Origin of the sequence: Baekduia sp., from assembly GCF_035685985.1 — a bacterium.
Lineage (GTDB): Bacteria > Actinomycetota > Thermoleophilia > Solirubrobacterales > Solirubrobacteraceae > Baekduia.
The window spans coordinates 73,726-99,012 of record NZ_DASRZV010000033.1 but is presented as its reverse complement, the minus strand read 5'-3'; the positions used below and the strand labels follow the sequence as shown (position 1 = coordinate 99,012).

General features: G+C 75.0%; 21 protein-coding genes. 11 read left to right on the top strand and 10 right to left on the bottom strand.

The annotated features are described in order from the left end of the window. Nucleotides 1–3: 3 nt before the first annotated feature. From VFG42_RS21955 to VFG42_RS21935, 5 genes are read right to left on the bottom strand one after another with little or no spacing between them, the layout of a single operon-like run. Entirely contained in the window at nucleotides 4–1,497 is a 1,494-nt protein-coding gene (locus tag VFG42_RS21955; RefSeq protein WP_324910956.1) for an oligosaccharide flippase family protein, read from the bottom strand. 3 nt (nucleotides 1,498–1,500) lie between these two features. Next, nucleotides 1,501–2,457 carry a glycosyltransferase gene (locus tag VFG42_RS21950; protein WP_324910955.1) on the bottom strand — a complete coding sequence of 319 codons (957 nt, stop codon included), beginning with the start codon at nucleotides 2,455–2,457 and terminating at the stop codon, nucleotides 1,501–1,503. After that, nucleotides 2,454–3,584, bottom strand: a complete 1,131-nt coding sequence (locus tag VFG42_RS21945) for a glycosyltransferase family 4 protein (RefSeq protein WP_324910954.1) — start codon at nucleotides 3,582–3,584, stop codon at nucleotides 2,454–2,456. The genes VFG42_RS21950 and VFG42_RS21945 overlap by 4 nt, the downstream gene beginning before the upstream one ends. Then, nucleotides 3,581–4,204, bottom strand: coding sequence for a class I SAM-dependent methyltransferase (locus VFG42_RS21940; protein WP_324910953.1), 624 nt, complete (start codon nucleotides 4,202–4,204; stop codon nucleotides 3,581–3,583). The genes VFG42_RS21945 and VFG42_RS21940 overlap by 4 nt, the downstream gene beginning before the upstream one ends. 15 nt (nucleotides 4,205–4,219) lie before the next feature. Beyond that, complete coding sequence (locus VFG42_RS21935; protein ID WP_324910952.1) at nucleotides 4,220–5,704, bottom strand: lipopolysaccharide biosynthesis protein; 1,485 nt, start codon at nucleotides 5,702–5,704, stop codon at nucleotides 4,220–4,222. 44 nt (nucleotides 5,705–5,748) lie between these two features. Between VFG42_RS21935 and gmd the strand changes: the two genes are divergently transcribed. Next, entirely contained in the window at nucleotides 5,749–6,714 is a 966-nt protein-coding gene (gene gmd / locus VFG42_RS21930) for a GDP-mannose 4,6-dehydratase (RefSeq protein ID WP_324910951.1), read from the top strand. Between the two features lie 6 nt (nucleotides 6,715–6,720). Here the strand turns inward: gmd and VFG42_RS21925 are convergent, their stop codons facing one another. Further along, a complete protein-coding gene (locus tag VFG42_RS21925; RefSeq protein ID WP_324910950.1) occupies nucleotides 6,721–7,674 on the bottom strand; it encodes a GDP-mannose 4,6-dehydratase in 954 nt (317 codons plus the stop codon). Between the two features lie 92 nt (nucleotides 7,675–7,766). Between VFG42_RS21925 and VFG42_RS21920 the strand changes: the two genes are divergently transcribed. Genes VFG42_RS21920 through VFG42_RS21905 form a run of 4 tightly spaced genes read left to right on the top strand, consistent with a single transcriptional unit; the run spans nucleotide 7,767 to nucleotide 11,169 of the window. Further along, nucleotides 7,767–8,609: a WecB/TagA/CpsF family glycosyltransferase gene (locus VFG42_RS21920; RefSeq protein ID WP_324910949.1), complete on the top strand. Its 843-nt coding sequence runs from the start codon at nucleotides 7,767–7,769 to the stop codon at nucleotides 8,607–8,609. A gap of 11 nt (nucleotides 8,610–8,620) precedes the next feature. Beyond that, a complete protein-coding gene (locus tag VFG42_RS21915; RefSeq protein ID WP_324910948.1) occupies nucleotides 8,621–9,871 on the top strand; it encodes a nucleotide sugar dehydrogenase in 1,251 nt (416 codons plus the stop codon). Between the two features lie 13 nt (nucleotides 9,872–9,884). Continuing rightward, nucleotides 9,885–10,853, top strand: coding sequence for an NAD-dependent epimerase/dehydratase family protein (locus VFG42_RS21910; protein WP_324910947.1), 969 nt, complete (start codon nucleotides 9,885–9,887; stop codon nucleotides 10,851–10,853). A 43-nt stretch (nucleotides 10,854–10,896) separates the two neighbouring features. Then, nucleotides 10,897–11,169 carry a hypothetical protein gene (locus VFG42_RS21905; protein WP_324910945.1) on the top strand — a complete coding sequence of 91 codons (273 nt, stop codon included), beginning with the start codon at nucleotides 10,897–10,899 and terminating at the stop codon, nucleotides 11,167–11,169. Here the strand turns inward: VFG42_RS21905 and VFG42_RS21900 are convergent. The 3 genes from VFG42_RS21900 to VFG42_RS21890 form a co-directional block, all read right to left on the bottom strand. After that, a complete protein-coding gene (locus VFG42_RS21900; RefSeq protein WP_324910944.1) occupies nucleotides 11,166–12,716 on the bottom strand; it encodes a fused MFS/spermidine synthase in 1,551 nt (516 codons plus the stop codon). The two genes, VFG42_RS21905 and VFG42_RS21900, sit on opposite strands and share 4 nt — an antisense overlap. A 75-nt stretch (nucleotides 12,717–12,791) precedes the next feature. Beyond that, a complete protein-coding gene (locus VFG42_RS21895; protein WP_324910943.1) occupies nucleotides 12,792–13,730 on the bottom strand; it encodes a GDP-mannose 4,6-dehydratase in 939 nt (312 codons plus the stop codon). A gap of 45 nt (nucleotides 13,731–13,775) precedes the next feature. After that, nucleotides 13,776–14,897 carry a glycosyltransferase gene (locus VFG42_RS21890; RefSeq protein WP_324910942.1) on the bottom strand — a complete coding sequence of 374 codons (1,122 nt, stop codon included), beginning with the start codon at nucleotides 14,895–14,897 and terminating at the stop codon, nucleotides 13,776–13,778. A 37-nt stretch (nucleotides 14,898–14,934) separates the two neighbouring features. On the opposite strand from VFG42_RS21890, the gene VFG42_RS21885 reads away from it, so the two are divergent. The 6 genes from VFG42_RS21885 (at nucleotide 14,935) to VFG42_RS21860 (ending at nucleotide 22,801) form a co-directional block, all read left to right on the top strand. After that, nucleotides 14,935–16,629: a glycosyltransferase gene (locus tag VFG42_RS21885; RefSeq protein ID WP_324910941.1), complete on the top strand. Its 1,695-nt coding sequence runs from the start codon at nucleotides 14,935–14,937 to the stop codon at nucleotides 16,627–16,629. Then, the gene (locus tag VFG42_RS21880; RefSeq protein WP_324910940.1) at nucleotides 16,626–17,786 is read left to right on the top strand and encodes a glycosyltransferase; all 1,161 of its coding nucleotides are present in this window, start codon (nucleotides 16,626–16,628) and stop codon (nucleotides 17,784–17,786) included. Before VFG42_RS21885 ends, VFG42_RS21880 begins: the two co-directional genes overlap by 4 nt. Next, a complete protein-coding gene (locus VFG42_RS21875; RefSeq protein ID WP_324910939.1) occupies nucleotides 17,783–18,874 on the top strand; it encodes a glycosyltransferase family 4 protein in 1,092 nt (363 codons plus the stop codon). The genes VFG42_RS21880 and VFG42_RS21875 overlap by 4 nt, the downstream gene beginning before the upstream one ends. Before the next feature lie 64 nt (nucleotides 18,875–18,938). Next, complete coding sequence (locus VFG42_RS21870) at nucleotides 18,939–19,571, top strand: hypothetical protein (RefSeq protein WP_324910938.1); 633 nt, start codon at nucleotides 18,939–18,941, stop codon at nucleotides 19,569–19,571. Continuing rightward, nucleotides 19,546–21,708 carry an O-antigen ligase family protein gene (locus tag VFG42_RS21865; RefSeq protein WP_324910937.1) on the top strand — a complete coding sequence of 721 codons (2,163 nt, stop codon included), beginning with the start codon at nucleotides 19,546–19,548 and terminating at the stop codon, nucleotides 21,706–21,708. The genes VFG42_RS21870 and VFG42_RS21865 overlap by 26 nt, the downstream gene beginning before the upstream one ends. A 7-nt stretch (nucleotides 21,709–21,715) precedes the next feature. After that, nucleotides 21,716–22,801, top strand: coding sequence for a glycosyltransferase family 4 protein (locus tag VFG42_RS21860; RefSeq protein ID WP_324910936.1), 1,086 nt, complete (start codon nucleotides 21,716–21,718; stop codon nucleotides 22,799–22,801). A 1,848-nt stretch (nucleotides 22,802–24,649) separates the two neighbouring features. On the opposite strand, the gene VFG42_RS21855 is transcribed toward VFG42_RS21860, so the two are convergent. Next, nucleotides 24,650–25,231 carry a TetR/AcrR family transcriptional regulator gene (locus VFG42_RS21855; RefSeq protein ID WP_324910935.1) on the bottom strand — a complete coding sequence of 194 codons (582 nt, stop codon included), beginning with the start codon at nucleotides 25,229–25,231 and terminating at the stop codon, nucleotides 24,650–24,652. Nucleotides 25,232–25,287: the final 56 nt, after the last annotated feature.

Here is a 25,287-nt window from a genome sequence, read left to right as displayed (position 1 = left end):
AATCTAGCGGCCGCCCGCCGGCCGCAGCCGGCGCAGCGACTCATACAGCTCGGGCGGGACGGCGCGCAGCGCCACCAGCGCCACGAGGAACACGACGCCGGTCGCCAGCGCCGGCCAGATCGGGTCCGAGCCGACGGCCAGCGCCACCGCGGTGCCCGCCGCGGCAGCCGGGAGCGCCGCCGCCCCGATCCGCGCGAAGCCCGAGACGCTCAGCTCGCGGCCCACGCCCGCGCGGCGCAGCAGCACGACCATCGTCGCGCTGAGCACGACGTCGGCCACGAGCGCGGCGATCGCGCCGCCCTGCGCGCCGGCGGCCGGGAGCAGGACCAGGCCGGCGACGATCACCGCGGCCAGCCCGATCAGGTTGCCGCGCACGATGTCGCGCTGGCGCTCCAGCGCGACCAGCAGGATCACGCAGCTCTGCGTGACGAAGACCGTCACGAGCGAGAAGGCCTGCACGGCCAGCACGGGCGCGGCGCCGGCGTAGGCCGAGCCGCCGAGCACGACGACCGCGACGTGCGCGCCGAAGCACAGCAGCAGCGCGCTGAGCAGGCCGAGGATCAGGCTCGACTCCAGCAGGCGCTGGGCGACGTAGCGCAGCCGTCCGGGGTTGTCCCGCGCGGCGACCGAGACCACCGGCAGCGCGACGCTGACGACCAGCAGCGGCAGGCCGGAGAGCACCTCGATGACGCGCGCGCTGGTGACGAGGTAGCCGAGCTCGCGGTCGGAGAGCATCAGGGACCCCATGACGACCAGGATCCGCAGGTAGAGCACCGCGAGCACGCCCGCGATCGCCACCGGCAGCGCGATCCGGACGATGCGGATCCACTCGGCGCGGTCATAGCGCGGCGCCACGAGCGCGATCGCGCCGCCGATCAGCGGGACGGCCACGACCGACGCGACGCCCACGACGGTCTGCACGCCCAGCAGCGCGAGCAGGCTCGCACCGCCCGCGACGAACGCGACGGTCGCCACCAGCGCGACGACCTGCTTGGACAGCTCGAAGAGCGTCAAGCGCGTGTTGCGCAGCTCGACGCCCAGCGGCAGCGTGAGCACCGCCGAGATGGCCATCATCACGATGCCCACGCCGGCCAGCGCCGTGCCCTCCACCAGCACGTTGTCGTAGCCCGCGACGACCGCGAAGAGGATCGCCAGCCCCACGCCGACGATCGTCAGCACGATCCGGATGCCGAGGATCACGCCGGTCAGCGAGCGCCGCTCGGGGCCCGCGGGGATGAGCGCCAGCTCGCGCGTGCCGGCGATGTTCATGCCGCCGTCGGTGACCCCGTTGACGATCGTCATGAGCGCCATGACCGTCCCGTAGCGGCCGAACTCGTCGACGCCGAGGTGGCGCAGCAGGACGATCGAGGTGAGCGCGGCCAGGATGTTGGTCAGCCCGAAGCCGACGACGCGGACCAGGCCGCCCTGGGTGACGCGATGGGCGAGGTCCTCGCCGGCCAGCGGGTCCTCGGCCGCGATGATGTCGGGGTCGGCCATCGCTCACCGCTCCTCGCGCGCCCGCCGCAGCTGCTCGCGCGCGGTGATCGACCGGTCGACGGCGCCGTCGGGGATCGGCAGGCGCCCGCCCCGCGCGGCGGCGGCGCGCCAGCCCGCGATCCGGCCGGCCAGCGGCTCGGTGGCGCGGAAGCGGACCAACCCGTACATCACGATCAGCGCCTCGAAGGCCAGGGCGCGCGCGGCGGCGCGGGAGCGCAGGACGCCGTAGCGGCGCAGCAGGAAGCCGCGCTGGAAGCCGGCCAGGCGGCGCTGCAGCGGCGAGTCGATCCCGGTCGTGGCGCCGCCGAGGTGCACGCCGCGGGCCGCGGGCGCGGCCGCCGCGGTCCAGCCGGCGAGGCGCAGGCGCAGCGCGAGGTCGACGTCCTCGCCGTAGGCGAACAGCCGGTCGTCGAAGCCCCCGACCTGGTCCCAGGCCGCGCGCCGGTAGGCCGCCGCGCCGCCGCTGGGCCCGGCCAGGACGCCGGCGGCGTCGGGCTCCGGGGCGCGGTGGCGCAGGCGGTTGTAGGCGGTCAGCGTCGCGTCCAGCTCGATGCCGAACGCGTCGACGACGTCGGCGCCGTCGGCCGCGCCGTCCGCGCGCGGCTGGAGCGTGAGCCCGGCGACCGAGCCGACGCGGTCGTCGGCGGCCAGCGGCGCGACCAGCGCGTCGACGAAGCCGTCCTCGGCGAACACGTCGTTGTTGACCAGCACGACCGCCGGCCGCGTGCCCGCCGCGGCGCCCGCGTTGGCCGCGCGCCCGAAGCCGACGTTGTCCTCCATCTCGATCAGGTGGACGTCGGGGAAGCGCCGCGCGACCGCGTCCGGCGTGCCGTCCCCCGACGCGTTGTCCACCACGATGAGTCGGTGCCCGCCCGCCGCGCACTGCTCCGCGAGGTGCTCCAGGCAGCGCAGCGTCAGGTCCCGTGCCCGCCAGGTGACGATGACGACGTCGGCGGTCACGGCGCCCCGAGCGCGGCGTAGGCGTCGGCGAGCCGGTCGGCGGCCGCGGGCACCGAGAAGCGCTCCAGGCGTGCGGGGTCGGGCGCGCGGCGCGCGCCGGGCGGCTGGGCCAGCGGCCCCGCCTCCAGCGCGTCGGCCAGGCCGAGCCAGTCGCCGGGCGCGAACAGCGTGGCGTCGTCGCCGACGACCTCGGGGATCGCGCCCGAGCGGGTGGTGACGATCGGGACGTGGCCGCCCAGCGCCTCGGCCAGCACCATCCCGAACTGCTCCTCCCACGACCAGACCGGGATCGAGGCCAGGACCAGGCACGAGGCCTGCGCGTAGAGGCCGGGCATCTCGTCGTAGGGCACGGCGGCGCGCAGCTGGACGCGGTCGCCGAGGCCGAGGTCGGCGACGACGCGCTCCAGCCGGGCGCGCTCGGGCCCGTCGCCGATCAGCAGCGCGCGGACGTCCTCGCGCCCCCGCTGCCGCAGCACGGCCAGCGCGCGCAGGAGGTCCTGATGGCCCTTCTCCCACACCATCCGCGCGGCGCTGAGGATCAGGTGCGAGCCGTCGGCCGGCGGCGTGGCGTCGCGCGCCGCGCCGAAGCGCTCCACGTCGATGCCCGGCGGCGCGACGCGGATCTTGTCCGGGTCGGCGCCCTCCAGCAGCAGCGCCTCGCGCGCCCGCTCGGTCGTGGGCAGGAAGAGGTCGGTCGCGGCCAGGACGTCGCGCCGGTAGCGGCGCGTGCGCACGTTGCGGTAGGCGTCCTTGAACGGAAGCGTCTCCCACACGGTGAGCGCCAGCTTGTACCCCAGCGCGTCCTTGTGGCGCGCGGCCTGCCAGGAGAACCACGTGCCCAGCTCGGCGGCGTGGACGACGTCGGCGCCGCGCAGCGCGTCGGCGAGGCCGAGGTGGCGCTGGCCGACGGCCTTCAGCGCCAGGCCGCGGGCGGGCAGCCGCTCGGGCAGCAGGCCGCCGGTGGTCCGGACCGGGATCGTCGGCAGCGTGAGCGAGCTGATGTTGTAGTCGTTGTCGGGCGGGACGACGACCGCGACCCGCGCGCGGCCGTCGTCGTGCAGCGCCTGCCACGGCCGCAGGTCCCACGGGTTGGCGGCCGTGCCGCGCAGCACGACGACCCGGGTCATGCGGGGTTGTGCGCGCGGACGTAGACCTGGGCGACCAGGAACTCCGACGACCTGCCGCCGGTCAGGCGCGACAGCCCGGCCGAGCGGCCCAGCGGCGGCCAGGCGACCTCGTCGACCGCCCACCCGGCGCCCGCGACCGTGTCGCGGATGTCGCGCGGCGTGAACCAGCGCAGGTGCGTGCGGTCGCGGTGGCCCCAGTCGCCGTAGCCGAACGTGCCCTTGAAGACGAGGTCGCGCACGAGCGAGTAGTGCCGCGCGTTGGGCACCGAGACCGACAGCGCGCCGCCGGGCCGCGCGATCGCGCGCAGGCGCTCCAGCACGGTCGCCGCGTCGGCCAGGTGCTCGAGCACGTCGAGGCACAAGATGGTGTCGAACGTCCCGAGGTCCTCGTCCAGCGCCTGCTCGACCGGGGCGACGACCACGCGGTCGAGCACCTCGGCCGCGCGCGCGGCGGGCTCGGGCAGCACCTCGATGCCGACGATCTCGGTCGCGCCCGCGGCGCGCAGGCCGGGCGCGGTGCCACCCTGGCCGGTGCCGACGTCGAGCACGCGGCCCAGCGGGCGCGGCAGCGCGGCGATGACGTCGCCCCGCTCGTTGGCGTAGTAGCCGGTGTCAGGCATCGCGGGCAGGGTACGTCACGTCGCCGACCGCCCGAGGCCCGGCAGGTGGGCGCGCACCTCGGGCGGCAGCGCGCCCGAGGCCAGCAGCACCGCGCCGTAGACCGCCAGGCCGATCGCGGTCGCGGGCACGCTCGGCAGGCCCGGCAGCGCGCCCGCCGCGGCGCCCAGCCCGGCGCCGGCCAGGACGCGCAGCAGGCGTCCGAGGCCGACCGCCAGGCCCGGGATCGCCCGCCGCAGCGCGACCAGGTAGGCGCCGGCCAGCACCGCCTCCCCCAGGACCGTGGCCCACGCCGCGCCGCGCGCGCCGTGGTGGTGGGCCAGCACGAGCACGGTCACCGCGGAGACCACGAGCGCCAGGAGATTGCTGAGGGCGATCGCGCGATGGCGGTGGTCGGCCAGCAACGTGAAGCCCAGCGCGGCGATCACGAACGTCAACCCGAGGGCCAGGCCCTGGACGCGCAGGACGCCGATCGCGCCGTCGAAGCCGTCGCCCGCGACCACCGCGATGATCGCGGGCGCGCCGAGCGCGCAGGTCAGCGCCGCGGCGCCGCCCAGCGCGGCGGTCGTCCCGGCCAGCGGCGCGACCATCGCCCCCAGGCGCGTGGCGGGCCCACCGTCGGGGTCGCCGTCGCGCTCGCGGGCGGCGCGGGCGAGCACCGGGAAGGCGCCGGTGACCAGGATGCCGGGCACGACCGCGACGACCAGGTACACGCGGAACGACGCGGCGAACAGGCCGGTCTCGTGCGCGGTCGTGACCAGCCCGCAGAGCACGAGCGCGGTGTAGATGTAGGCCTGGCCGCTGGCGGTGGCCACGCCGAAGGTCAGCGCCGGCCGCACGACCCCGCGCCACATCCCGGCCGCCAACCGCGGGCGCAGCGGATAGCGCCCGGCGACCAGCGCGATCGTCGCGGCGAGCACCGCGACCGCGGCCACCGGCGCGACGCCGAAGAACGTCCCCAGGCCCGCGCCCGCGACGACGAGCAGGGCGTACGACCCGGTCGTCACGCCCTGGCGCAGGACGTCGAGCACGGCGAGCGTCCCGAGGCGCAGCTCGGCGCTGAGCGGGACCGTGAGCGTCGTCGCCACGCCGGCCAGCAGCACGCCGGCGCCCTGCAGCGCCGCGCCGCCGACCATCGTCGCGTCGTAGCCGAGCGCGACCGCCGCCAGCACCGTGGCCGGGATCGCCACCAGCGAGAGCAGCACGCGCAGCGTCAGCAGCATGCGCAGGAAGTCCTCGCGGTCGGTGCCGGAGCGGTGGCTGTACTCGCGCAGGCCGAGCGTCGAGATCCCCAGGTCGCTGAGCGCCGCGACGATCGTCGCCAGCGCCACGACGGTCTGGAAGCGCCCGTAGTCCGAGGCCCCCAGATGGCGCGTGACGAGCGCCGCGCCGAGCACCGACAGCGCCGCGCCGAAGCCGTATCCGACCACGCGCAACGCCCCGCCGCGCACGACGAGGCGACCTGCGCCCGAGGCGTCGTGGGTGTCGGCGGGACCGGTCATCGTCGCGGCATTCTCCTGGGCCAGGCGGCTAGGCTGTCGCGCCGATGCCCAAGTCTGCGCTCATCACCGGAATCACCGGCCAGGACGGCTCCTACCTCGCCGAGTTGCTGCTCGAGAAGGGATACGAGGTCCACGGCATGGTGCGCCGCGCCTCGACGGAGAAGTTCGACCGGATCGAGCACCTGCGCGACCGCATCACCCTGCACCAGGGCGACCTGCTCGACCACCGCTCGCTCACCGACGCGCTGCGCGCCAGCAAGCCGGACGAGATCTACAACCTCGCCGCGATGAGCTTCGTGGCGGTGTCGTGGATCCAGCCGACGCTGACCGCCGAGTTCACCGGCGTCGGCGTGACGCGCATCCTCGAGGCGATGCGCGAGGTCTGCCCCGAGGCCCGCTTCTACCAGGCGTCGTCGAGCGAGATGTTCGGCAAGGTCCTGGAGGTCCCGCAGACCGAGTCGACGCCGTTCTACCCGCGCTCGCCCTACGGCGTGGCCAAGGCCTACGGCCACTTCATCACGGTCAACTACCGCGAGTCCTACAACCTGCACGCGACGAGCGGCATCCTCTTCAACCACGAGTCGCCCCGCCGCGGCCTGGAGTTCGTCACCCGCAAGATCACCTGGCACGCCGCCGCGATCAAGCACGGCCTGCAGCAGGAGCTGGCGCTGGGCAACCTCGACGCCGAGCGCGACTGGGGCTACGCCAAGGACTACGTCGAGGCGATGTGGTTGATGCTCCAGCAGGACAAGGCCGACGACTACGTCATCGCGACCGGCAAGACCAACACGGTCCGCGAGTGCGTCGAGATCGCCTTCGACGAGGCCGGCCTGAGCGACTGGGAGCGGTACGTCAAGATCGACCCGGCGTTCCTGCGTCCGGCCGAGGTCGACCAGCTGATCGGCTCGCCCGCCAAGGCCAAGGCCGACCTCGGGTGGGAGCCGCGGACGTCCTTCGAGGAGCTGATCCGCCTCATGACCCGCGCGGACCTGGAGCTGCTGAAGCCCTAGCGGCGGCTACGGCCGCCGCGCGCGCAGCAGCGCGAGGTCCGCGGACACCATCTCCGCGATGAGGTCCTCGAAGGGGATCTCGGGCTCCCAGCCCAGCGCCGTCCGGGCGTGCGAGGGATCGCCGATCGACGGCGTGGCCTCGGGCGGCCGGACGAAGGCGGGGTCGACGCGGACGCGGTCGCGTCCGCCCTCGACGCCCGCGGCGGCGAACGCGGCCTCGACCAGGTCGCCGACCGTGCGGCCGACGCCGGAGGCGAAGACGTAGTCGTCGGGCCGGTCGGCCCGCAGCGACAGCCAGGCGCCGCGCATGATGTCGGCGGCGTGCGACCAGTCGCGCACCGCGCCCAGGTCGCCGAGCGTCAGCTCGTCCTCTAGGCCCAGCGCGATCGCCGCCGCGCCGCGCGTGACCTTGCGCGGCAGGAAGCGCTCCGGTCGGCGCGGCGACTCGTGGTTGTAGGTGATGCCGCTGACCGCGAACAGCCCGAGCCGCTCGCGCAGCACCCCCACCAGCTGGTGGGTCGCGAGCTTGGCGATCCCGTAGGGCGAGCGCGGACGCATCGGCGAGGTCTCGCGCTGGGGCGACTCGCCGGCGTCGCCGAAGATCTCGCTCGACGTCGCGACGAAGACGCGCATCGCCGGGTCGACGCGGGCGGCCTGCGCCAGCAGCGTCCCGGTCGCGCCCGGGATCGCCGCCATCACGCCGGCCGGGTCCTCCCAGGAGGCGGGCACGAACGTCGGCGCGGCCAGGTGGTACAGCTCCTGCGGCGCCACCTCCTCGACCGCGCGCACCAGCGTCGAGGGCTCCAGCAGGTCACCCGGGACGCCGCGCACGCCGGCCGGGACGCGCCCCGGATCGCGCGCCACGCCGGCCACCTCGTAGCCCTGGGCGAGCAGCAGCTCGGCCAGGTAGGAGCCGTCCTGACCGGTGACGCCGGTGATCAGCGCTCGCCGTGCCGTCACGTCGTGTGCCAAAATGGAGTAGACCGCGCCACCGCGGGGCAGCCTACGCAAACCGCGAAACCTCCCGCGCGCAGGCTCGTTCTACCCTCTGCATGCCCGCCTCCGGACCCCTTCCCATCGACGACGCGCGCGCTGCCGACGGCGATCCCGCCGTTCCGCCGCCCACCGTGCCCGTCCTCGGGGTCCCGCTCGCGCTCACCGACTACGAGCGCACGATGGACTGGATGGACGCGACGATCGCGCGGCGGGGCAAGGGCTACATCTGCGTCGCCGCGACCCACACCGTGGTCACCGCGCAGGACGACCCCGAGCTGAAGGCCGCCGTCACCGGCGCCTCGATGGTCGTCCCCGACGGCCAGCCGGTCGTCTGGGCGATGAACGCGCTGGGCCACAACCTGTCCAGCCGCGTCTACGGCCCCGACCTGATGGCCAAGTTCTGCGAGCGCTCCGCGCTGACCGGCGCGCGCATGTTCCTCTACGGCGGCCGCAACCAGGGCGCGCTCGTGCAGCTCGCGCTGAACCTGCGCCGCCGCTTCGACGGCCTGCAGATCGTCGGCGGCTACTCGCCCCCCTTCCGGACCTTGAGCGCGGAGGAGATCGACGCGGTCGTCGCCGAGATCAACCACGCCAAGCCCGACGTGGTCTGGGTCGGCATCGGCGTCCCCAAGCAGGAGAAGTGGATGGCCGCGCTGCGCGACCGGATCGACGCTCCGGTGCTCGTCGGCGTCGGCGCCGCCTTCGACTTCCACGCGGGCCTCGTGCCGCAGGCGCCGTCGTGGATGCAGTCCGCGGGCCTGGAGTGGCTCTACCGCCTCGGCCAGGAGCCGCGCCGCCTGTGGAAGCGCTACCTGACCAACAACCCGCGCTTCGTGCTCGGGTTCGCGCGTCAGTACGTGCACCACCGGCGGGCTTTGGCGCGCGACAGCGCGCGATAGCCTCACGCCGCATGACCGAGGTAGCCGTCATCGGCCTGGGCAGGGTCGGCCTTCCCCTGGCGCTCGCGTTCGCCGACGCCGGGCTCTCCGTCATCGGGGTCGACAACGACCCGACCCGGATCGAGGCGCTGCGCGCCGGCCGGATGCCGTTCGACGAGCCGGGCGCGCAGGCGGTCCTGGACCGCGTCCGCGAGCGGTTGACGCTCGCCGACCGCGCCGCCGACGCGCACCCCGCGCGCCACATCGTGCTCACGCTCGGCACGCCGGCGATGTCGCACATCGAGATCGACCTGCGCCAGATCCGCTCGGTGCTCGACGACCTCCTGCCGCACCTGCGCGAGGGGCACGCGCTGCACCTGCGCTCGACGATCGCGCCCAACACCACCGACTACGTCGCCGGCTACGTCGCCAAGCACCGTGGCTTCGAGATCGGGACCGAGGTCTTCGTCGCCCACGTCCCCGAGCGGATCGCCTCGGCGAAGTTCTTCGAGGAGATCTCGACGCTGCCGTGCATCGTCGGCGGCGTCGGGGAGCGCTCGGGCGCGGTCGCCGCCGAGCTGTTCGAGGTGCTCGGCGCGCCGATCGTGCAGACCACGCCCGTGCAGGCCGAGCTGGCCAAGATCTGGACCAACATCCTGCGCTACGCGAACTTCGCGCTGCCCAACCTGTTGATGATGGACTGCGAGCAGTACGACGCCAACGTCTTCGAGGTCGTCGAGCTCATCAACAAGGACTACCCGCGCGGCGGCATGAAGCTCCCGGGCTTCACGGCCGGGACGTGCCTGCGCAAGGACTTCGCCTTCTCCGAGGAGCGCTCCAACGCGCCGGGGATGCTGCTGGCGGTCTCGCGCGTCAACGAGTCCGTGCCGCTGTTCCTCGTGCAGGGGTTGAAGCGGCGCCTGGACGGGTCGTTGAAGGACAAGAAGATCGCCGTGCTCGGCCTGGCCTTCAAGTCCGACACCGACGACGAGCGCGACTCGTTGTCCTACAAGCTGGTCCGGCTGCTGGAGCGCGAGCTGGCCGACGTCGCGATCCACGACCCGCACGTGCCGACGCCGACGTCGTCGCTGGGCGACGCGGTGCTGGACGCCGAGGCCGTGGTCGTCGCGACCAACCACTCGGAGTTCGCGTCGCGCGACGTGCTGCGCCAGATCGTCGAGGGCGCCAAGCGCGACGCGCTGGTCGTCGACCCGTGGAACAGCTGGGGTGCCGCGCAGGTCTTCGCGCACGCCGACGAAGTGCTCGCGCTGGCCGCTCGATAACGTCCTCCGGCGCATGAACCGTGTTCTCGTCACCGGCGGCGCCGGCACCATCGGCGCGGCGGTCGTCCGCCGCCTCCTCCGCGATCCGCGCTTCGAGGTGCGCGTGTCCGACCAGCGCGAGGCGCCGCAGTGGATGCGCGAGGGCTGCGAGGTCCATCAGGGCGACCTGCGGGTGCTCGACGAGGCGCGCAAGGCCACGCAGGGCTGCACGCACGTCATCCACCTCGCCGCGATCGTCGGCGGCATCGGCAATTTCCACAAGCTGCCCCACACGCTGACCGAGGTCAACAACGCGCTCTACAACGGTGTCGTGCGCGCGGCGCTGGACCACGACGTGGAGCGGTTCGTGTACGTGTCGTCCTCGATGGTCTTCGAGCGCGCGACCGAGTACCCGACGACGGAGGCGCACATCCACGACACGCCGATCCCGGCCAGCGCCTACGGGTTCTCCAAGCTCACGGGCGAGGTGTACGTGAAGGCCGCCCACGAGGAGCACGGGTTCCCCTACACGATCTGCCGCCCGTTCAACGCCTACGGCCCGGGCGAGATGCCCGAGGACGAGCCGGGGATCGCGCACATGGTCCCCGACGTCATCAAGAAGTGCCTGGCGCTGCCCGAGGGCGCGCCGCTGCCGATCTTCGGCGACGGCACCCAGACGCGGACGATCACCCACATCGACGACATCGCCGACGGCATCGTCGTCTCGATGGCCGCCGAGGCCGGGCTGCACGAGGACTTCAACATCTCCGCCGCCGAGGAGATGACGGTCGCCGAGATCGCGCGCGTGATCTGGGAGGAGACCGGCCGCGACCCCGAGGCCTTCGCGCTGGAGCACCTGCCGACCTACCCGGTCGACGTCGTGCGCCGCTGGCCGAGCGTCGAGAAGGCCGAGAAGCTGCTGGGCTGGAAGGCCCAGATCGGCGTCCGCGAGGGCATCCGCCAGACGGCGGACTGGCTGCGCGGCGTCATCCCGGCCGCCTAGGAACGGCCGTTTGCCCCGTTGTGGGCCGGGTAGCGCAACGGGCATGGCCAACCTGAGCATCCGCCGACGCAAGAGCAAGAAGCAGCGCGCGGTGAGCGCCGTCGGCAACGCCGGCTCCGCCGCCTGGACCTTCCTGAAGGCCCGCTTCGCCTGGCTCATGGGCAAGAAGGCGGCCAGGGTCGCCGTGCCCGCCGCCGCGGCCGGCACCGTCGCCGTCGTCGCCAAGAAGCGCTTCAGCCACGACGACCCGTCGTCGCGAACCTCCGCGCCGACGGCCCCCAACGGCGTGCCGACGGCGCCCGCGGGCGTCGCCTAGGAGGACGGCGGCGGCTTGATCGTCAGCAGCTGATCGACCGGGGCGTAGTCGTCGCGCAGCAGCTTCCCGCCCTTGGAGAAGCGCGCCATCGCGTCGCGGTCGAACACGGCCGCGCCGTTCTCGTCGGGGTCGAACCCGCGCCACGTCCGCGGCGCGTCCGATGACAGGATCTCGAGGTTGCCGCTCTCGCCGGACACGTCGCCGGCGGCGTCCGGCACCGCGGCCATCTGCACGTCGCGGAACTGCCGCCGCAGCGTCGCCACCACGGCCCGCGCCAGGTGCATCCGCTCGAGGTCGATCAGGTTGATGATGTACAGCCCACCGGGCTTGAGCACGCGGCGGACCTCGTCGTTGTACTCGCGCGTCAGCAGCTGCCACGGCACCGTGTAGCCGCTGAACGCGTCGCCGACCACGACGTCGGCGCTGTGGCTGGGCACGTCGCGCATCGACACCCGCGCGTCGCCGACCACGGCCTTCAGGGCCTCGGAGGTCCTCAGCCCCAGCTTCTCGCGGTCGAGGTCCACCAGCTTGCCGTCGACCTCCAGGACGCGGACGTGCGAGCCCGGCCGCGTGGCGACCAGCAGCTGCGGGAGCGTGAACGCACCGCCGCCGACGAAGACCGCGTCCAGCGCCGCCGGCGGCGCCTTGACGTCGTCGATCGCGCGGGCGATCCACGCGGTGTAGGGGAACTCGAGCTGGGTCTTGTCCTTGAGGTCGACGAACGAGTTGCTGACCCCGTCGAGCATCAGCTCGCGGCCGTCGGGGTCCTGGGCGTCGAGCACGATGCTCGCGCAGTGGTAGGTCGTGTCCGCGTCGCACGGCGAGTCCCGGGTGGCCGAGAGCGTGCCGAGCCCGACGAGGGCGACGAGCGCGGCCGCCATGACCGGCGGGCCGAGCGCGCGCAGGTAGCCACCGAGCAGCAGCCCGTAGACGCCGAGGCTCACGCCGATGATGAGCACGGCGGTCGACACCGGCACCAGCGGGACCAGCACGAACCCCGTGCCGAACGTGCCGACCAGCGCGCCCGCCGTCGCGTAGGCCGAGAGGTGGCCGACGGTGGCGCCGCTGGCGCCCAGGTCGCGCAGCTGGATACGGGCGATCGTCGGCGAGATCGCGCTCAGGACCGCGGCGCTGGGCACCAGCGACGCCAGCGTGACGCCGAGCGCCGCCAGGTTGCCGTGACCGCGCGCGCCCGGCCCCAGCCAGCGCACGATCGGCACGGTGAGCAGCGCGAGCAGCCCGCCGACGATCAGCAGGCCGACCGCCAGGCGGCGCGGCTCGGTGCGGTCGGCGACCGATCCGCCGACCCACGCGCCCAGCGCGATGCCCGCCAGCACGGCGCCGATGATCGACGTCGTGGTCTCCAGCGTCAGGCCGACGTACGGCGCCAGCAGGCGCACGGCCAGGATCTCCAGCATCAGCACCGCGCCGGAGGCGAGGAAGACCGTCAGCGCGGCGATCGGCGGCGCCAGCGCGCCGGAAGGCGGCGCGGCGGGCGCCGATGCTGGTGCCGCCGCCGGGCGGCGGCGGGAGCGGGTCGAAGGCACCCGGCGACACTAGTCAGGCCCGCTCTTCTCAACAAGACGCTGACCAGTGCCGCCTGGCAGGCGGCGCGGCGCCCGCTACGGCGTCGCGTCGAGCGTGGCGCGCAGGCCGTCCAGCAGCGACACCTTGGCCTCCCAGCCCAGCTCCTCGCGCGCGCGGGAGACGTCCAGGCAGGAGCGCTCGATCTCGCCCAGGCGCGAGTCCTCGAAGCGCGGCGCGAACGCGTCGGCCTGCTCGGGCGCCAGCTCCTTGAGCGCGTCGACGATCTGCAGGACGTTGGTCTCGCGGCCGGTGCCGACGTTGATCTCGCCGGTCACGCCGGACTGCGCGGCGGCCAGCTGGGCGGCGACGACGTCGCCGACGTAGACGTAGTCGCGCGTCTGGGTGCCGTCGCCGTAGATCACCGGGCGCTCGCCGGAGCGCAGCTTGCCGCAGAAGATCGCGATGACGCCGGCCTCGCCGAGCGGATCCTGGCGCGGGCCGAAGACGTTGCCCAGGCGCAGCGTGACGTTGGACTGCGAGTACAGGCGGCGGTACCAGCCCAGGTAGCGCTCGGCGCAGAACTTCGACTGGCCGTAGGCGGCCATCGGCAGCGGCTCGGTGGTCTCGGGCGACGGGATGGCCTCGGCGTCGCCGTAGATCGCGCCGCCGGTCGACGTGTTGACGACGCGCCCGACGCCGCTGACGCGCGCGGCCTCCAGCACGTTGATCGTGCCGACGACGTTGACGCCGGCGTCGAAGGCCGGGTCCTCGATCGACTTGCGCACGTCGATCTGGGCGGCGAGGTGGAAGATGACGTCCGGCGCGACGTCGCCGACCAGCGCGGTCAGCTCGCGCGCGTCGGTGATGTCGACCCGGTGCAGCCGCGCGCCGCGATCCAGCGCGCCGGCCTCGAGGTTGCTCAGCCGCCCGGTGACGAGCGTGTCGATGACGTCGACCTCGGCGCCCTGGTCCAGCAGCGCGTCGACGAGGTTCGATCCGATGAAGCCGGCTCCGCCGGTGACGATGGCACGCATTTCGGAGCGGAGGCTACAAGTCGCCCCGCCGGTCCGGCGGTTCTCTCAGCCCAGGCTCGCGTACAGCTCAGCCAGCCGCGGGGCGACGACGTCGGGCGCGGCGCGGCGGCGCGCGGCGGCCAGCGCGGCGGCCGGCGCGGCGGGATCGGCGATCACGCGGGTGGCCGCGGCGGCCAGCCCGGGCGCGTCGTCGCGGGGCGCGAGCGCGACGTCGCCCCGCAGCTCGGCCAGCGCGCCGACCGCGGTCGCCGCGACGGGCAGCGCGGCGGCCAGCGCCTCCAGCGCGGCGAGGCCGAACGTCTCGTGGGCGCGGCTCGGGACGAGCGCGACCCGGTGGCGCGCGCGCAGCCCGGCCAGCTCGGCGCGCGACACGCGGCCGGTGAACGTCACGTCGGAGTGGGCCGTGAGCGTGCCCAGCGCGTGGCGCAGCGGGCCGTCGCCGCAGATCGTCAGCGGCAGCCCGGCCGCGACCGCCGCGGCGATCGCGACGTCGACGGCCTTCTCGCGCGAGAGGCGGGAGACGACGAGCGCGCCGCGGCGCCCGGAGTGGGTCGGCGGCGGCGCGTCGACGAAGTCCCGCACGACGTGCCCGAGCACGCGCGCCCGGTCGGCCCCCGGCGCGCCCAGCGCGACCAGCCGCTCCCGCGCCGCCGCGCTGGGGACGACGAGCACGTCCGCGTGCTCGACCAGGCGCCGCTGCTGCAGCGCCAGCCCCGCCGCGTAGGTGACGGCCTCCACGCGCGAGCCGCGACAGCCCAGCCGCACGCCCGGCGCCGTGTCGCGTCCGTGGCAGCGCGTGCAGTCCTCGCCGCGCGCGTTCACGCACGTCCCGACCGCGCACACCAGCCGGTAGTTGTGCAGGTGCAGGACGGTCCGTGCGCCCGCGTCCCGAGCCGCGGCCAGGGCGCGCCAGCCGAGCGACGGGTGCAGGTTGTGGGCGTGGACGATCCGCGCGCCCGTGCGCCGCACCGCCGCCGCCACGTCGTCCGGGTCCAGCCCGCCGCGCAGCAGCCCCTTCGCCGCGCGGGAGGGCGGCAGCGCGGCGCTGTCGCGCTCCAGCACCTCGGCGTCCTCGCCCAGATGGCTGCGCGTCAGCCACGCGAGGTCCTCCACGACGCGCTCCTCGCCGCCGGGCGTGCGATAGCGGTTGTGCAGGAAGAGGATCACGGAGCCTGGAACCTATTCCCTACTGTCCGTTCTGTCCGTGCCCGCGCCCGCCGCTGTCATCCTGCCCACCGCCGGGCGCCCCGCGTACCTCGACGTCTCGCTGGCGTCGATCGTGCCCCAGGCGCGCGCGCTGGGCGCCGACGTCCTCGTCGTCGACGACGGGCCGAGCGAGGCGACGCGCGCGGCGGCCGCCCGTCACGGCGCGCGCTACGTCGCCCACGAGCGCTCGCTGGGCCTCAACGCGGCGCGCAACACGGGCGCGCGCGAGACCGACGCGCCGCTGCTGGCCTACGTCGACGACGACGTCCGCGTCCACCCCGGCTGGCTGGCCGCGCTCGTCGTCGCCGACGCCGCGCTGCCCGCCGCCTACGGCGTCCTCACCGGCCCGATCCTCGCGGTCTTCGAGGACCATCCGCTGCCGCTCTGCGGTCGCGAGGACCCGCCGGTCACGCACCTCGACCTCGGCCCGGCCGACCGCGACGCCGAGCACGCCTGGGGCGCGAACATGGCGGTGCGCCGCTCGGCGCTCCAGCGCGTCGGCGCCTTCGACGAGACGCGCGAGCTCTACGGCGACGAGCAGGAGTGGCAGGCGCGGCTGAAGGCCGAGGGCGGGCGGATCCGCTACGTCGCGTCCGCGGCGCTCGACCACCGGCGCGTCGGCGACGACGCGCGCGTGTCCGCGCTGGCCCGCGCCGCCTACCGCCGCGGGCGCGCGTCGCGGCGCTTCGACGTCTACAAGGCGCCGCACCCACCGGCGCCGTCGCCGCGCGCGGAGCTGCGCGTGCTCGCCGGCTGCGCGCTGCACGGCCCGCGCTTCCGCTGCGCCAACGGGCCGATCCTCACCGCCCATTCGCTCGGCCGGATCCGGTCGCTGCTCGACGAGCGCCTCAGCGTGCCGCCGCCCCCGCCCGCCACGCCCGGCGTCGACGACTTCCTCTCCGGCCGCAGCGGCCTGGTCGCCGGCAGGCGCGGCGCGCTGCTGCGCGCCCACGACGCGCTGCTGGACGTCGCCGCCGCCGCGCCGCGCCGGCGTCGTGCCCTGCGCGCCGCCGCCGCGCGGCTGCCGCGCCGGCGCGTGCTGGTCGTCGGCGTCGTGCGCACCGACGTCCCCAACCTGGCCGCCGCCGCGCGCGCCGAGCTGGCGCGCTCGCGCCACGACGTCACGCTCGACCTCGCGGCCGCCCGGCCCGGCCTGGGCAAGTTCGAGAACCTCGACGCGCTGCTGGACCGCCACGCGCCGCTGAGCGCCTTCGACTGGGTGATCGTCGCCGACGACGACGTCGCGTTCCCGCGCGGCTTCCTCGACGCGTTCATGGCCGTCGCCGAGGCCGGCGGCCTCCAGCTCGCCCAGCCCGCGCACCGCCGCCACTCGCACGCGGGCTGGGAGATCACCCGCCGCGTGCCCGGCGCCGACTGGCGCGAGACGACGTTCGTGGAGATCGGCCCGGTGACCGCGTTCTCGCGCGCCGCCACCGCCGAGCTGCTGCCGTTCCCCAAGGACCTCAGGATGGGCTGGGGCCTGGACGTGCACTGGTCGGCGGTCGCCCAGCGGCGCGGCTGGCGGATCGGCGTCGTCGACGCGACCCCGATCGGCCACACGTTGCGCCCCGCCGCGTCCGACTACCCGCGCGAGACCGCCGCCGCCGAGGCGCGCCGCTTCCTCGACGGCCGTCCCTACGTCACCCGCGACGCCGTCCGCACGCTCGCGACGCACAGGGTCGGCGAGCGATGAGGGTCCTCGTCGTCGCCGAGTTCTACCCGCGCGTGGCCGACCCGGTGCTGGGCATCTGGGCCCACCGCCAGGCGCTGGCCGCGCGCGACCACGGCGCCGACGTGCGCGTCGTCGTCCTGCACCGCCCGATCGCGCCCGCCGCGCGCTTCCGCGACCGCGAGGCGTGGCGCGAGCTGCTCGCCCAGCCGCGCCACGTCCAGCTCGACGGGCTCGACGTGCGCTACCTGCGCTTCGTCTCGCCGCCGCGCGGGCGCTCGTACGCCTCGTGGGGCGCGTTCGCGGCGCCCGGGCTGGCCGTCGAGCTGCGCCGGATCCGCCGCGAGTTCCCCTATGACCTGATCCACGCGCACTACGCGGTCCCCGCGGCCGACGCGGTCCTGCGCGCCCGCGACCGCGCGCCGCTGGTGATCTCCGAGCACGGCGGCGACGTCTTCCACACCGCGCGCCTGCCCGCCGGGCGCGAGCGCATCCGCCACGCGTTCTCGGCCGCGCGCCTCGTGCTCGCCAACTCGCTGGGCATCGAGGCCGCCTGCCGCGACCTCGGCGCCGAGCGAACACGCGTGATCCACCTCGGCACCGACCTGACGCCGATGGAGCGCCGCCCGCCCGCGCACCCGACGCTGGTCACCGTGGGCCAGCTCGTCGCCCGCAAGCGCCAGGCCGACGTGATGCGCGCGATGTGGGTGCTGCGCGACCGCCACCCGCACCTGCGCTACCGGCTGATCGGCGACGGGCCGGAGCGCGACAGCCTCGCGGCGCTGGCCCGCCAACTCGGCCTCGCCGAGCGCGTCGAGTTCACCGGCGCGCTGCCCCACGAGGAGGCGCTCAAGCGCGGCCGCGACGCGAGCGTCTTCGTGATGCCGTCGACCGACGAGGCGTTCGGCGTCGCCTACGTCGAGGCGATGGCCGCCGGCCTCCCGGCGGTCGGCTCGCGCGGTGAGCCCGGTCCGGAGGACATCGCGAGCCTCGGCCACGGCATGCGGCTGGTCCCGCCCGGCGACCCCGAGGCGCTGGCCACCGAGATCGACCACCTCCTCGACGGCGACTGGGGCGCGCGGATCGGCTCGGCCGCCCAGGCGATGGTCGTCGAGCACTTCACCTGGGACGCCTGCGGCGTGGCGACCGTCGCCGCCTACGAGGAGGCCCTGGGCCGGTGACGGCCGCCGCCGACGACCGGCCGGTCCTCGTCGTCACCAACCTCGTCGCGCCGGATCGCGCGGGCGCGTTCGCGGCGCTGCACGAGCGCGAGGACATCATGTTGGCCCTGTTCGGCGGGCGCTCGCACCACGCGACCGGCGCCGTCGCGGACCCGGGCGTCCCGTTCACCGCCGTCGCGCAGCGCGACGCCTACACCTTGGCCGCGTCGGGCCGCTTCCGCGCGGTGATCGCGGGCACCGCCGGGCGCGCCGCGCTGCCCGCCGCGCTGCTCGGGGCCCGCCGCGCGCGCGTGCCGTTCCTGCTGTGGACCGCGCTGTGGGCGCACCCGCGCACGCCCGCGTTCGCGCTGGCGGGCACGCCGCTGCTGCGGCTGATCTACCGCAACGCCGACGCGGTCATCGCCTACGGGTCGCACGTCAGCGCGTTCGTCGCGGCCCGCGGCGCGCGCAACGTGCACGTGGCGCCCCAGGCGGTCGACGTCGCGTTCTGGAGCGCGCCCGCCGACGCGCCACGGCGTCCGGCGAGCGCGACCTTCGCCGCGCTCAACGTCGGCCGCGCCGCGCGCTACAAGGGCGTCCCCGAGCTGCTGGAGGCGTGGCGCCTGTCCGGGCTCGGACCGCCCGGCGACGCGCTCACGCTCGTCGGGGAGCGAAGCGACGACGACGCGACCGCCCTGCCGGCCGGCGTCGCCCGCGCCGGACGGGCCGATCCCGAGGCGCTGCGCAACTTCTACGCCGGATCCGACGTCCTGGTCATGTCCGCCATCGAGACCCGCGACTTCCTCGAGCCGTGGGGCCTGGTGGCCAACGAAGCCATGCACCAACGACTGCCCGTCATCGCCACCACCGCCGTCGGCGCGGCCGCCGGAGGGCTCGTCCAGCACGAGCGCAACGGCCTGGTCGTGCCAGCGGGCGACGCCACCGCCCTCGCGGGCGCGCTGCGCCGCCTGCGCGACGACGCGCCGCTGCGCGCCCGTCTGGGCGCGGCTGCCGCGGCCGACGCCGCCGCCCACACGTTCGCCGCGTGGGCCGCCGGCGTCTCCGCCGCGCTGGTGAGCGTCGGCGCGGGCCGGGAAGGGGATCGATAACGTGTCCACCTCGCAGGGACTCCACCGTCACGTCCGCCAGCACGGAGGCCCGCAACGCCGGACCATGCGCCTCCGCCACCGGATCGCAACAGCCCTCGCCCTCCTCGTCGCGCTGCTCGCGCTGCCCGGCCTCGCCTACGCCGGCAGCGGCGACGCCGCGATCAGGGACTGCGCCAACGACGGCAAGCTCGACAAGACCTACACGCAGTCCCAGCTGGCCGACGCGATCGCCCACCTGCCGGCCGACGTCGACGAGTACTCCGACTGCCGCGACATCCTGCGCCGCGCCCAGCTCAACGGCGGGTCGTCGGGCGGCGGGTCCTCCAACAGCGGCGGCGGCGGGACCACCGGCGGCGGCGCCACGGGCGGCGGCGGCGGCGGCACGGGCGGCGGCGGCACGACCGGCGGCGGCAACGCCGACACCGGCACCGCGTCGGCCGGCCCGGCCACCGACCCGCTGCAGGGCGCGACCGACGCCGAGCGCGCCGCGTTCCAGAAGGCGGTCGCCAACGGCGACGCGCCCGTGAAGCTGGACGGCCGCCCGATCACGCCCGGCGCGCTGGGCGGCGCCAAGACCAACGGCCTCTCCGACCTCCCCGCCCCGCTGCTCGCGATCCTCGCGCTGCTGGTCGTGGCCGGGTTCGGCGCTGCCGCCTTCGGAACCCGACGCCTTGTCCACGGTCGCCGCCCCGCCTGACGCACGCATCCTGAGCGGGGACCGGGCCCGGCGGCGCGCGCCGCGGCGGCCCGGCCCCGAGCTGCTCTTCGGCGCGGCGCTGACCGCCGCGCTCACCGCCGTCGCGCTCCGCGGCGGCGGCGGCCTGTCGTTGAACTCGACGACCAAGGTCGAGATGGCGCTCGACGTCGTCGGCGGCCTGCTGGCCGTGCTCGCCGCGCTGGCGGCCGGCGTCCGCCGCCTGTGGGGCGGCATCACGATCGCGCTCTTCGCCGCGCTGGCGATCCTGACCGCGGTCTCGATCACCTGGGCGGTCCAGCCCTCCGACGCGTTGTTGGAGGCCAACCGGACGTTCTCCTACCTGATGGTCTTCGCGGGCGCCGCGATCCTCGCCCGGACGGTCGGCGCGTGGTGGAGCGGGCTGCTCGGCGCGATCGTCGCGACGACCACGCTGATCAGCCTGTGGGCGGTCCTCACCAAGGTCTTCCCCGGCGCGCTGGCCTCCGAGGAGACCTACGCGCGACTGCGCGAGCCGTTCGACTACTGGAACGCGGTCGGCCTGACCGCGGCGCTCGGCGTCCCCGGCGCGCTGTGGCTCGGCGCGCGGCGCACGGGCCACGGGGCGGTCAACGCGCTCGCCTACCCGATCGTCGGCGTCCAGATCCTGACCGTGATGCTGGCCTACTCGCGCGGCTCGCTGCTGGCGGTCGCGGTCGGCTGCGCGTTCTGGTTCCTGGTCGTGCCGCTGCGCCTGCGCGGCGTCGCGGTGCTGGCGGTCGGCGCGGTCGGCGCGCTGGCGGTCACCGGCTGGGTCTTCGCGCAGGACACGCTGACCAAGGACGGCGTGCCGCTCGACGAGCGCGCCACGTCGGGCCACGAGCTGGGCGTCGCGGTGCTGGCGATGATCCTGGTGCTGCTGGCCATCGGGCTGGCGATGGTCTTCGCGGCCGCGCGCCAGGCGCCGTCGCGGGGCGCGCGCCGCCGGGCGGGCGCGGTCATCCTCGTCGGCGTCGCGCTGCTGCCGGTCGCGGTCGTCGTCGCGCTGGCGATGTCGACCAAGGGCCTGGGCGGCTCGATCACCGACGGCTGGAAGTCGCTGACCGACCCCCACGACCAGACGACCGTCCTCAACGACCCCAGCCGCCTGACGTCGGTGGGCTCGGTGCGCGCCAAGTACTGGAACGAGTCGATCAAGATCTTCAGGGCGCACCCGCTCAAGGGCGTCGGCGCCGGCGGCTACGAGACCGCGCGGCTGCGCTACCGCACCGACAACCTCGCGGTGCGCCACGCGCACGGCTACGTCGTGCAGACGGCGGCGGACATGGGCCTGCTCGGCCTGCTGGTGTCCGGGCTGCTGCTGATGGCGTGGATCGGCGCGACCGGCCGCACGCTGGGCTGGCGGGTGCCGTGGCTCTCGCGCCCGGGGCCGAAGGTCGCCTACGGGCCCGAGCACGTCGCGATGGCGACGCTGGCGACGACCGTGCTCGTCTTCGGCGTGCACTCGTTCATCGACTGGACGTGGTTCGTCCCGGGCACCGCGGTGATCGCGCTGGTCGCGGCCGGCTGGGTCGCGGCGCGCGGGCCGCTGCACGAGCCGGCCGCCGAGCCGCGCCTGCTGCGCGAGCGGATCGCGCTCGGCGCGCGCCGCCCCGAGCGCGTCGCGGCGGCCGTCGCCGGGCTGGCGCTCGGCCTGCTGGCCGCGTGGGTGGCCTGGCAGCCGGAGCGCTCCGTGGACGCCGACAACGCCGCGCTCGCCGTGGTCGACAAGGACCCCGCCAAGGCGTTGGCCTACACCAAGACCGCGCAGGACCGCAACCCGCTCTCGATCGACCCGCTGCTGACGCGCGCGGTCGTCGAGAACACCGCCAAGCACCCGGACCGGGCGCGCGAGGCGCTGGTCGAGGCGGTGCGCCTGCAGCCGTCCAACCCGCAGACGTGGGAGTACCTCTCGCGCTTCACGGCCGAGCAGGACCGCGACCCGGTGCTGGCGCTGCGCCTGCTCGGGCCCGCGCTGTACCTGGATCCGAAGTCGCCGACCGGCGCGCAGGACTACCTCGAGGCGCTGCGTCTGGCCACCCAGCAGGCGCAGGAGAAGGCGGATCGCAAGGCCGCCGCCAAGGCCGAGGCCGAGAAGAAGCACAGGAAGAAGAAGGGCTGACCTCCGCGTGCGGCTGCTGGCCGTCTGCCAGGTCGACCGGCCTGGCGGTCCCGAGATCGGGCTGCTGCGGCTGCTGACGCGGCTGGCCGGCCGTGGCTGGGACGTGGCGCTGACCTCGCCCGGGCACACGCCGGCGGTCGAGCTGACCGAGGCGGGCTACCCGTGGGAGGCGCTGGAGGTCGGCGGCCTGGAGCACGGCGCGGGCGCGCGGGCGGTGGCGTCCTGGCCGCGCGCGCGAAAGCTCTCGCGCGAGGTCGACGTGACCTACCTGAACGGGACGGTCGCCGGCCGGCTGCTGCCGGCGCTGCGCGGGCACGCGACCGTGCTGCACGTCCACGACATCGTCGACCGCGTGCCGCGCCACTGGCACGGCGCCGACCTCGTGCTCGCCGACTCGCGCGCGGTCGGGGCGCGGCTGGACCCGCTCGACGTCCACGTGATCGGCTGCCCGGTCGACCTGGACCCGCCGCGGGCCGGGACGCCGCCGTGGCCGACCGACGGGCAGGCCGGGCCGCGGGGTCCGGTCGTCGGCTTCGTCGGGCGGCTGGTGCCGCGCAAGGGCGCGCTGGACCTCGTCAAGGCCGCGCCGGCGATCCGCGCCGCGCGCCCCGACGTCCGGATCGTGATCGTCGGCGACGACCCCTACGCCGACGAGGAGTCCGACTACGCCGCGGCGGTGCGCGCGTCGGACGAGGTCGAGCACGTCGGCCGCGTCACCGGCGCGGCGAGCATCCTCGGCCACCTCGACGCGCTCGTGCTGCCCAGCCGCCAGGAGCCGTTCGGCACCGTGGTGGCCGAGGCGATGGCGGCGGGCACGCCGGTCGTCGCCACCCGCGTCGACGGGCTGCCCGAGCTGGTGGCCGACGGCGTCACCGGCGCGCTGGTCGAGCCCGGCGACACCGCCGCGCTGGCCGTCGCGGTCCTGCGCGTCCTCGACGACCACGCCGCGATGTCCGCCGCCGCCCGCGCCGCGGCCGAGCGCTTCGGCGCCGACGCCTACGCCGAGCGCGTCCACGACCTCCTGGTCGACGTGCTGCCGGGCATCCGCGCCGAGGAGCGCCGCCGCGGGCTGCACGACGGCGCGGCGACCTAGGCCGCTGCCGCCTGGCCTATGGGTCATTTGCACGGTTATGCGCACCGAATGCATGGGGAATCCCCAATGGATGGCGAGGTTCGCCCCAACAGCGCACAGCTACCTGCCGTCTGGCTCGGAGTTCGCCGGACTACGCTCGCGCGATGTCGGCCACCATGCCCGCTCAGACGCCCGCCGGGACCCGACGTCGAAGCGTCCCGCCGATGGCGATCGCCCTGCTCCAAGCACTGGCCGTCCTCGCCCTCATCCTGTTCCTGACGCGGCTCGCGTTCCTGCAGCACAGGCACTTCGCGGGCGACCTGATCAACGACGCCTGGTACATCCAGCACCAGGCCGACGCGCTGCGCACCATGCACGCGCCATCGCTGTACCTGCACACCTCCCTCGCGGCCTTCTACCCGATCTTCGCGTTCTACGGCGGCACGCTCTTCGTCGTCGCGGCCGCGCTCTCGCTGCTGACCGGATCGGCCTACGTCGCCGAGGCCATCGTCTACGTCGGCGCCTTCGGCGCGGCCTACGCCGGCTGGTTCTGGCTGGCCCGCATGGCGGGCGTCCGCGGCTGGTTCGCCCACGCCGCCGGGATCGTCTACGTCACCGCGCCCTACGTCCTGACCAACTTGTACCAGCGACAAGATCTGGCGGAGACGGTGGCCACCGCGGCGATGCCGCTGATGGTCGCCTCAGCGCTCAGCGTCGGTCGCGCCGACCGTCTACGCGCCGGCCCGGCGGCCGCGCTCGCCGCATCGACGATCGCCTTCACCGGCAGCCACAACGTCACGCTGCTGTGGGGCACGATCGTCCTGGTGTTGGGCGCGACGATCATCGCCGTGGTCGTGCCGCCGGCGCGCGGGCTGATCTCCGGCCGCGGCGCGCTACGCATCCTCGCGATCGTGCTGCCGGCCACCGCGGTCAACGCCTGGTTCCTACTACCCGACCTCGCCTACTCGCACGACACGGCGATCGCCCAGCGGCTGGCGGACGCGCAGCGCCGCCTGCGGGCCTCCAACGACGACCTCTCGCTGGGTCACCTCCTGACGCCGACGCGCCCGGACACCGCGGCCGGCGGCGGGCTCACGCTGCCGGTCCTCGCGCTCGGGTGGGCGCTGCTGGCCACGGCAACCCTCCGGTCGCGCCGGGGCACGCCGTGGCCGCGCCTGCTCGTCGTACTGACGATCGGCGCCCTGGGCATCGCGGCGTTGATCAGCCAGGCGCGCATCATGGCCGACCTGCCGAGCCCGTTCGTGCTCCTCCAGCTCGGTGAGCGCCTGGACACCTTCGCGCTGTTCGGGGTCTGCGGTGCGCTGATCGCCGCGCTGGCGCTCGCCGGCCGCCCGGCGCCATGGCTCGCCGGTCTGCTGGCGCTCGTGCTCGCCATCGGCCTGGCCCAAGCGGTCAACCAGATCAACCACGTCATACGGTTCCCGAAGGCTACGCCCCCGACGTTGGACAGCTGGTCGGCGTACGGCCTGGGCGACTACGCGGACGGCACCGCGACGATCGTGCGGCCGCCGGCCAACCAGGCCGCGGTGGCCCTCTCGCACGCCATGGCAGAGGGCGATGAGGCCGAGATCACCGCCACCGGAAACCCCGGCGACATGATCCTCGTCAACGTCATGGCCCCGATCTCCATGGTGCGGGTCGAAGGCGCGGACGTCCTCGGCCGCTGGATGGTCCCGCCCGACAACCCAGGCTGGCAGCAGCGCTGGTATCTCGCGTTGCGGATCCCCCGGGACGCGACCGGTCAGAGCCACACGATCGTGGTCCGCGCCGCGCGTTCGACCCCGATCGTCGCCGGACGGGTGATCTCGATCCTCGGGATCGTCGGACTGCTGGCCATCGCCCTGCTGCTCACGTGGCGGCGTCTACGGCGTCCCGCACCGCGCGCGCCGCGACCTCGCCGGCGACCAGCAGCGGCTCTCTGGAGCGCCACGCCCGCGCCAGCACGAACGCGCCCTCCAGCCCGGCGATCATCGCGATCGCCAACTCGCGGGCGCGCTCGTCCGGCACGCCGGCGGCGGCGAAGCGCGGCGCGAGGCCGTCGATCCACGCCGTGAAGACGTCGGCGGTGGCACGGCGCAGCGGCTCGGACGTCGAGGCGACTTCCAGGGCGACGGTCGCGATCGGGCACGCGTCGCGCCAGCCGGTCTCCTCCAGGTGCTCGGCCGCGCCCGCGAAGAAGTCGCGCACGCCGGCGACGACGTCGGGCGCCGGGTCGAAGACCGCGGGCCCGAGCATCCCGTACATCTTGCCCGACCAGCGGATGACCTCCTCGCCGAGCTGCTCCTTGCCGCCCGGGAAGTGGTGGTACAGGGAGCCGAACGGCGCCTGCGCGGCGGCGACGATCTCCTTGACCCCGGTGCCGGTGTAGCCCTTGACGCGCAGCAGCTCCGCGCCGGCCTCGACGATCCGCTGTCGCGTGGGGTTCGACATCCGTGTCGAGCGTAGCGTACGATCCCGCTAGAGCGATCTACCTAATCCGGAGGACG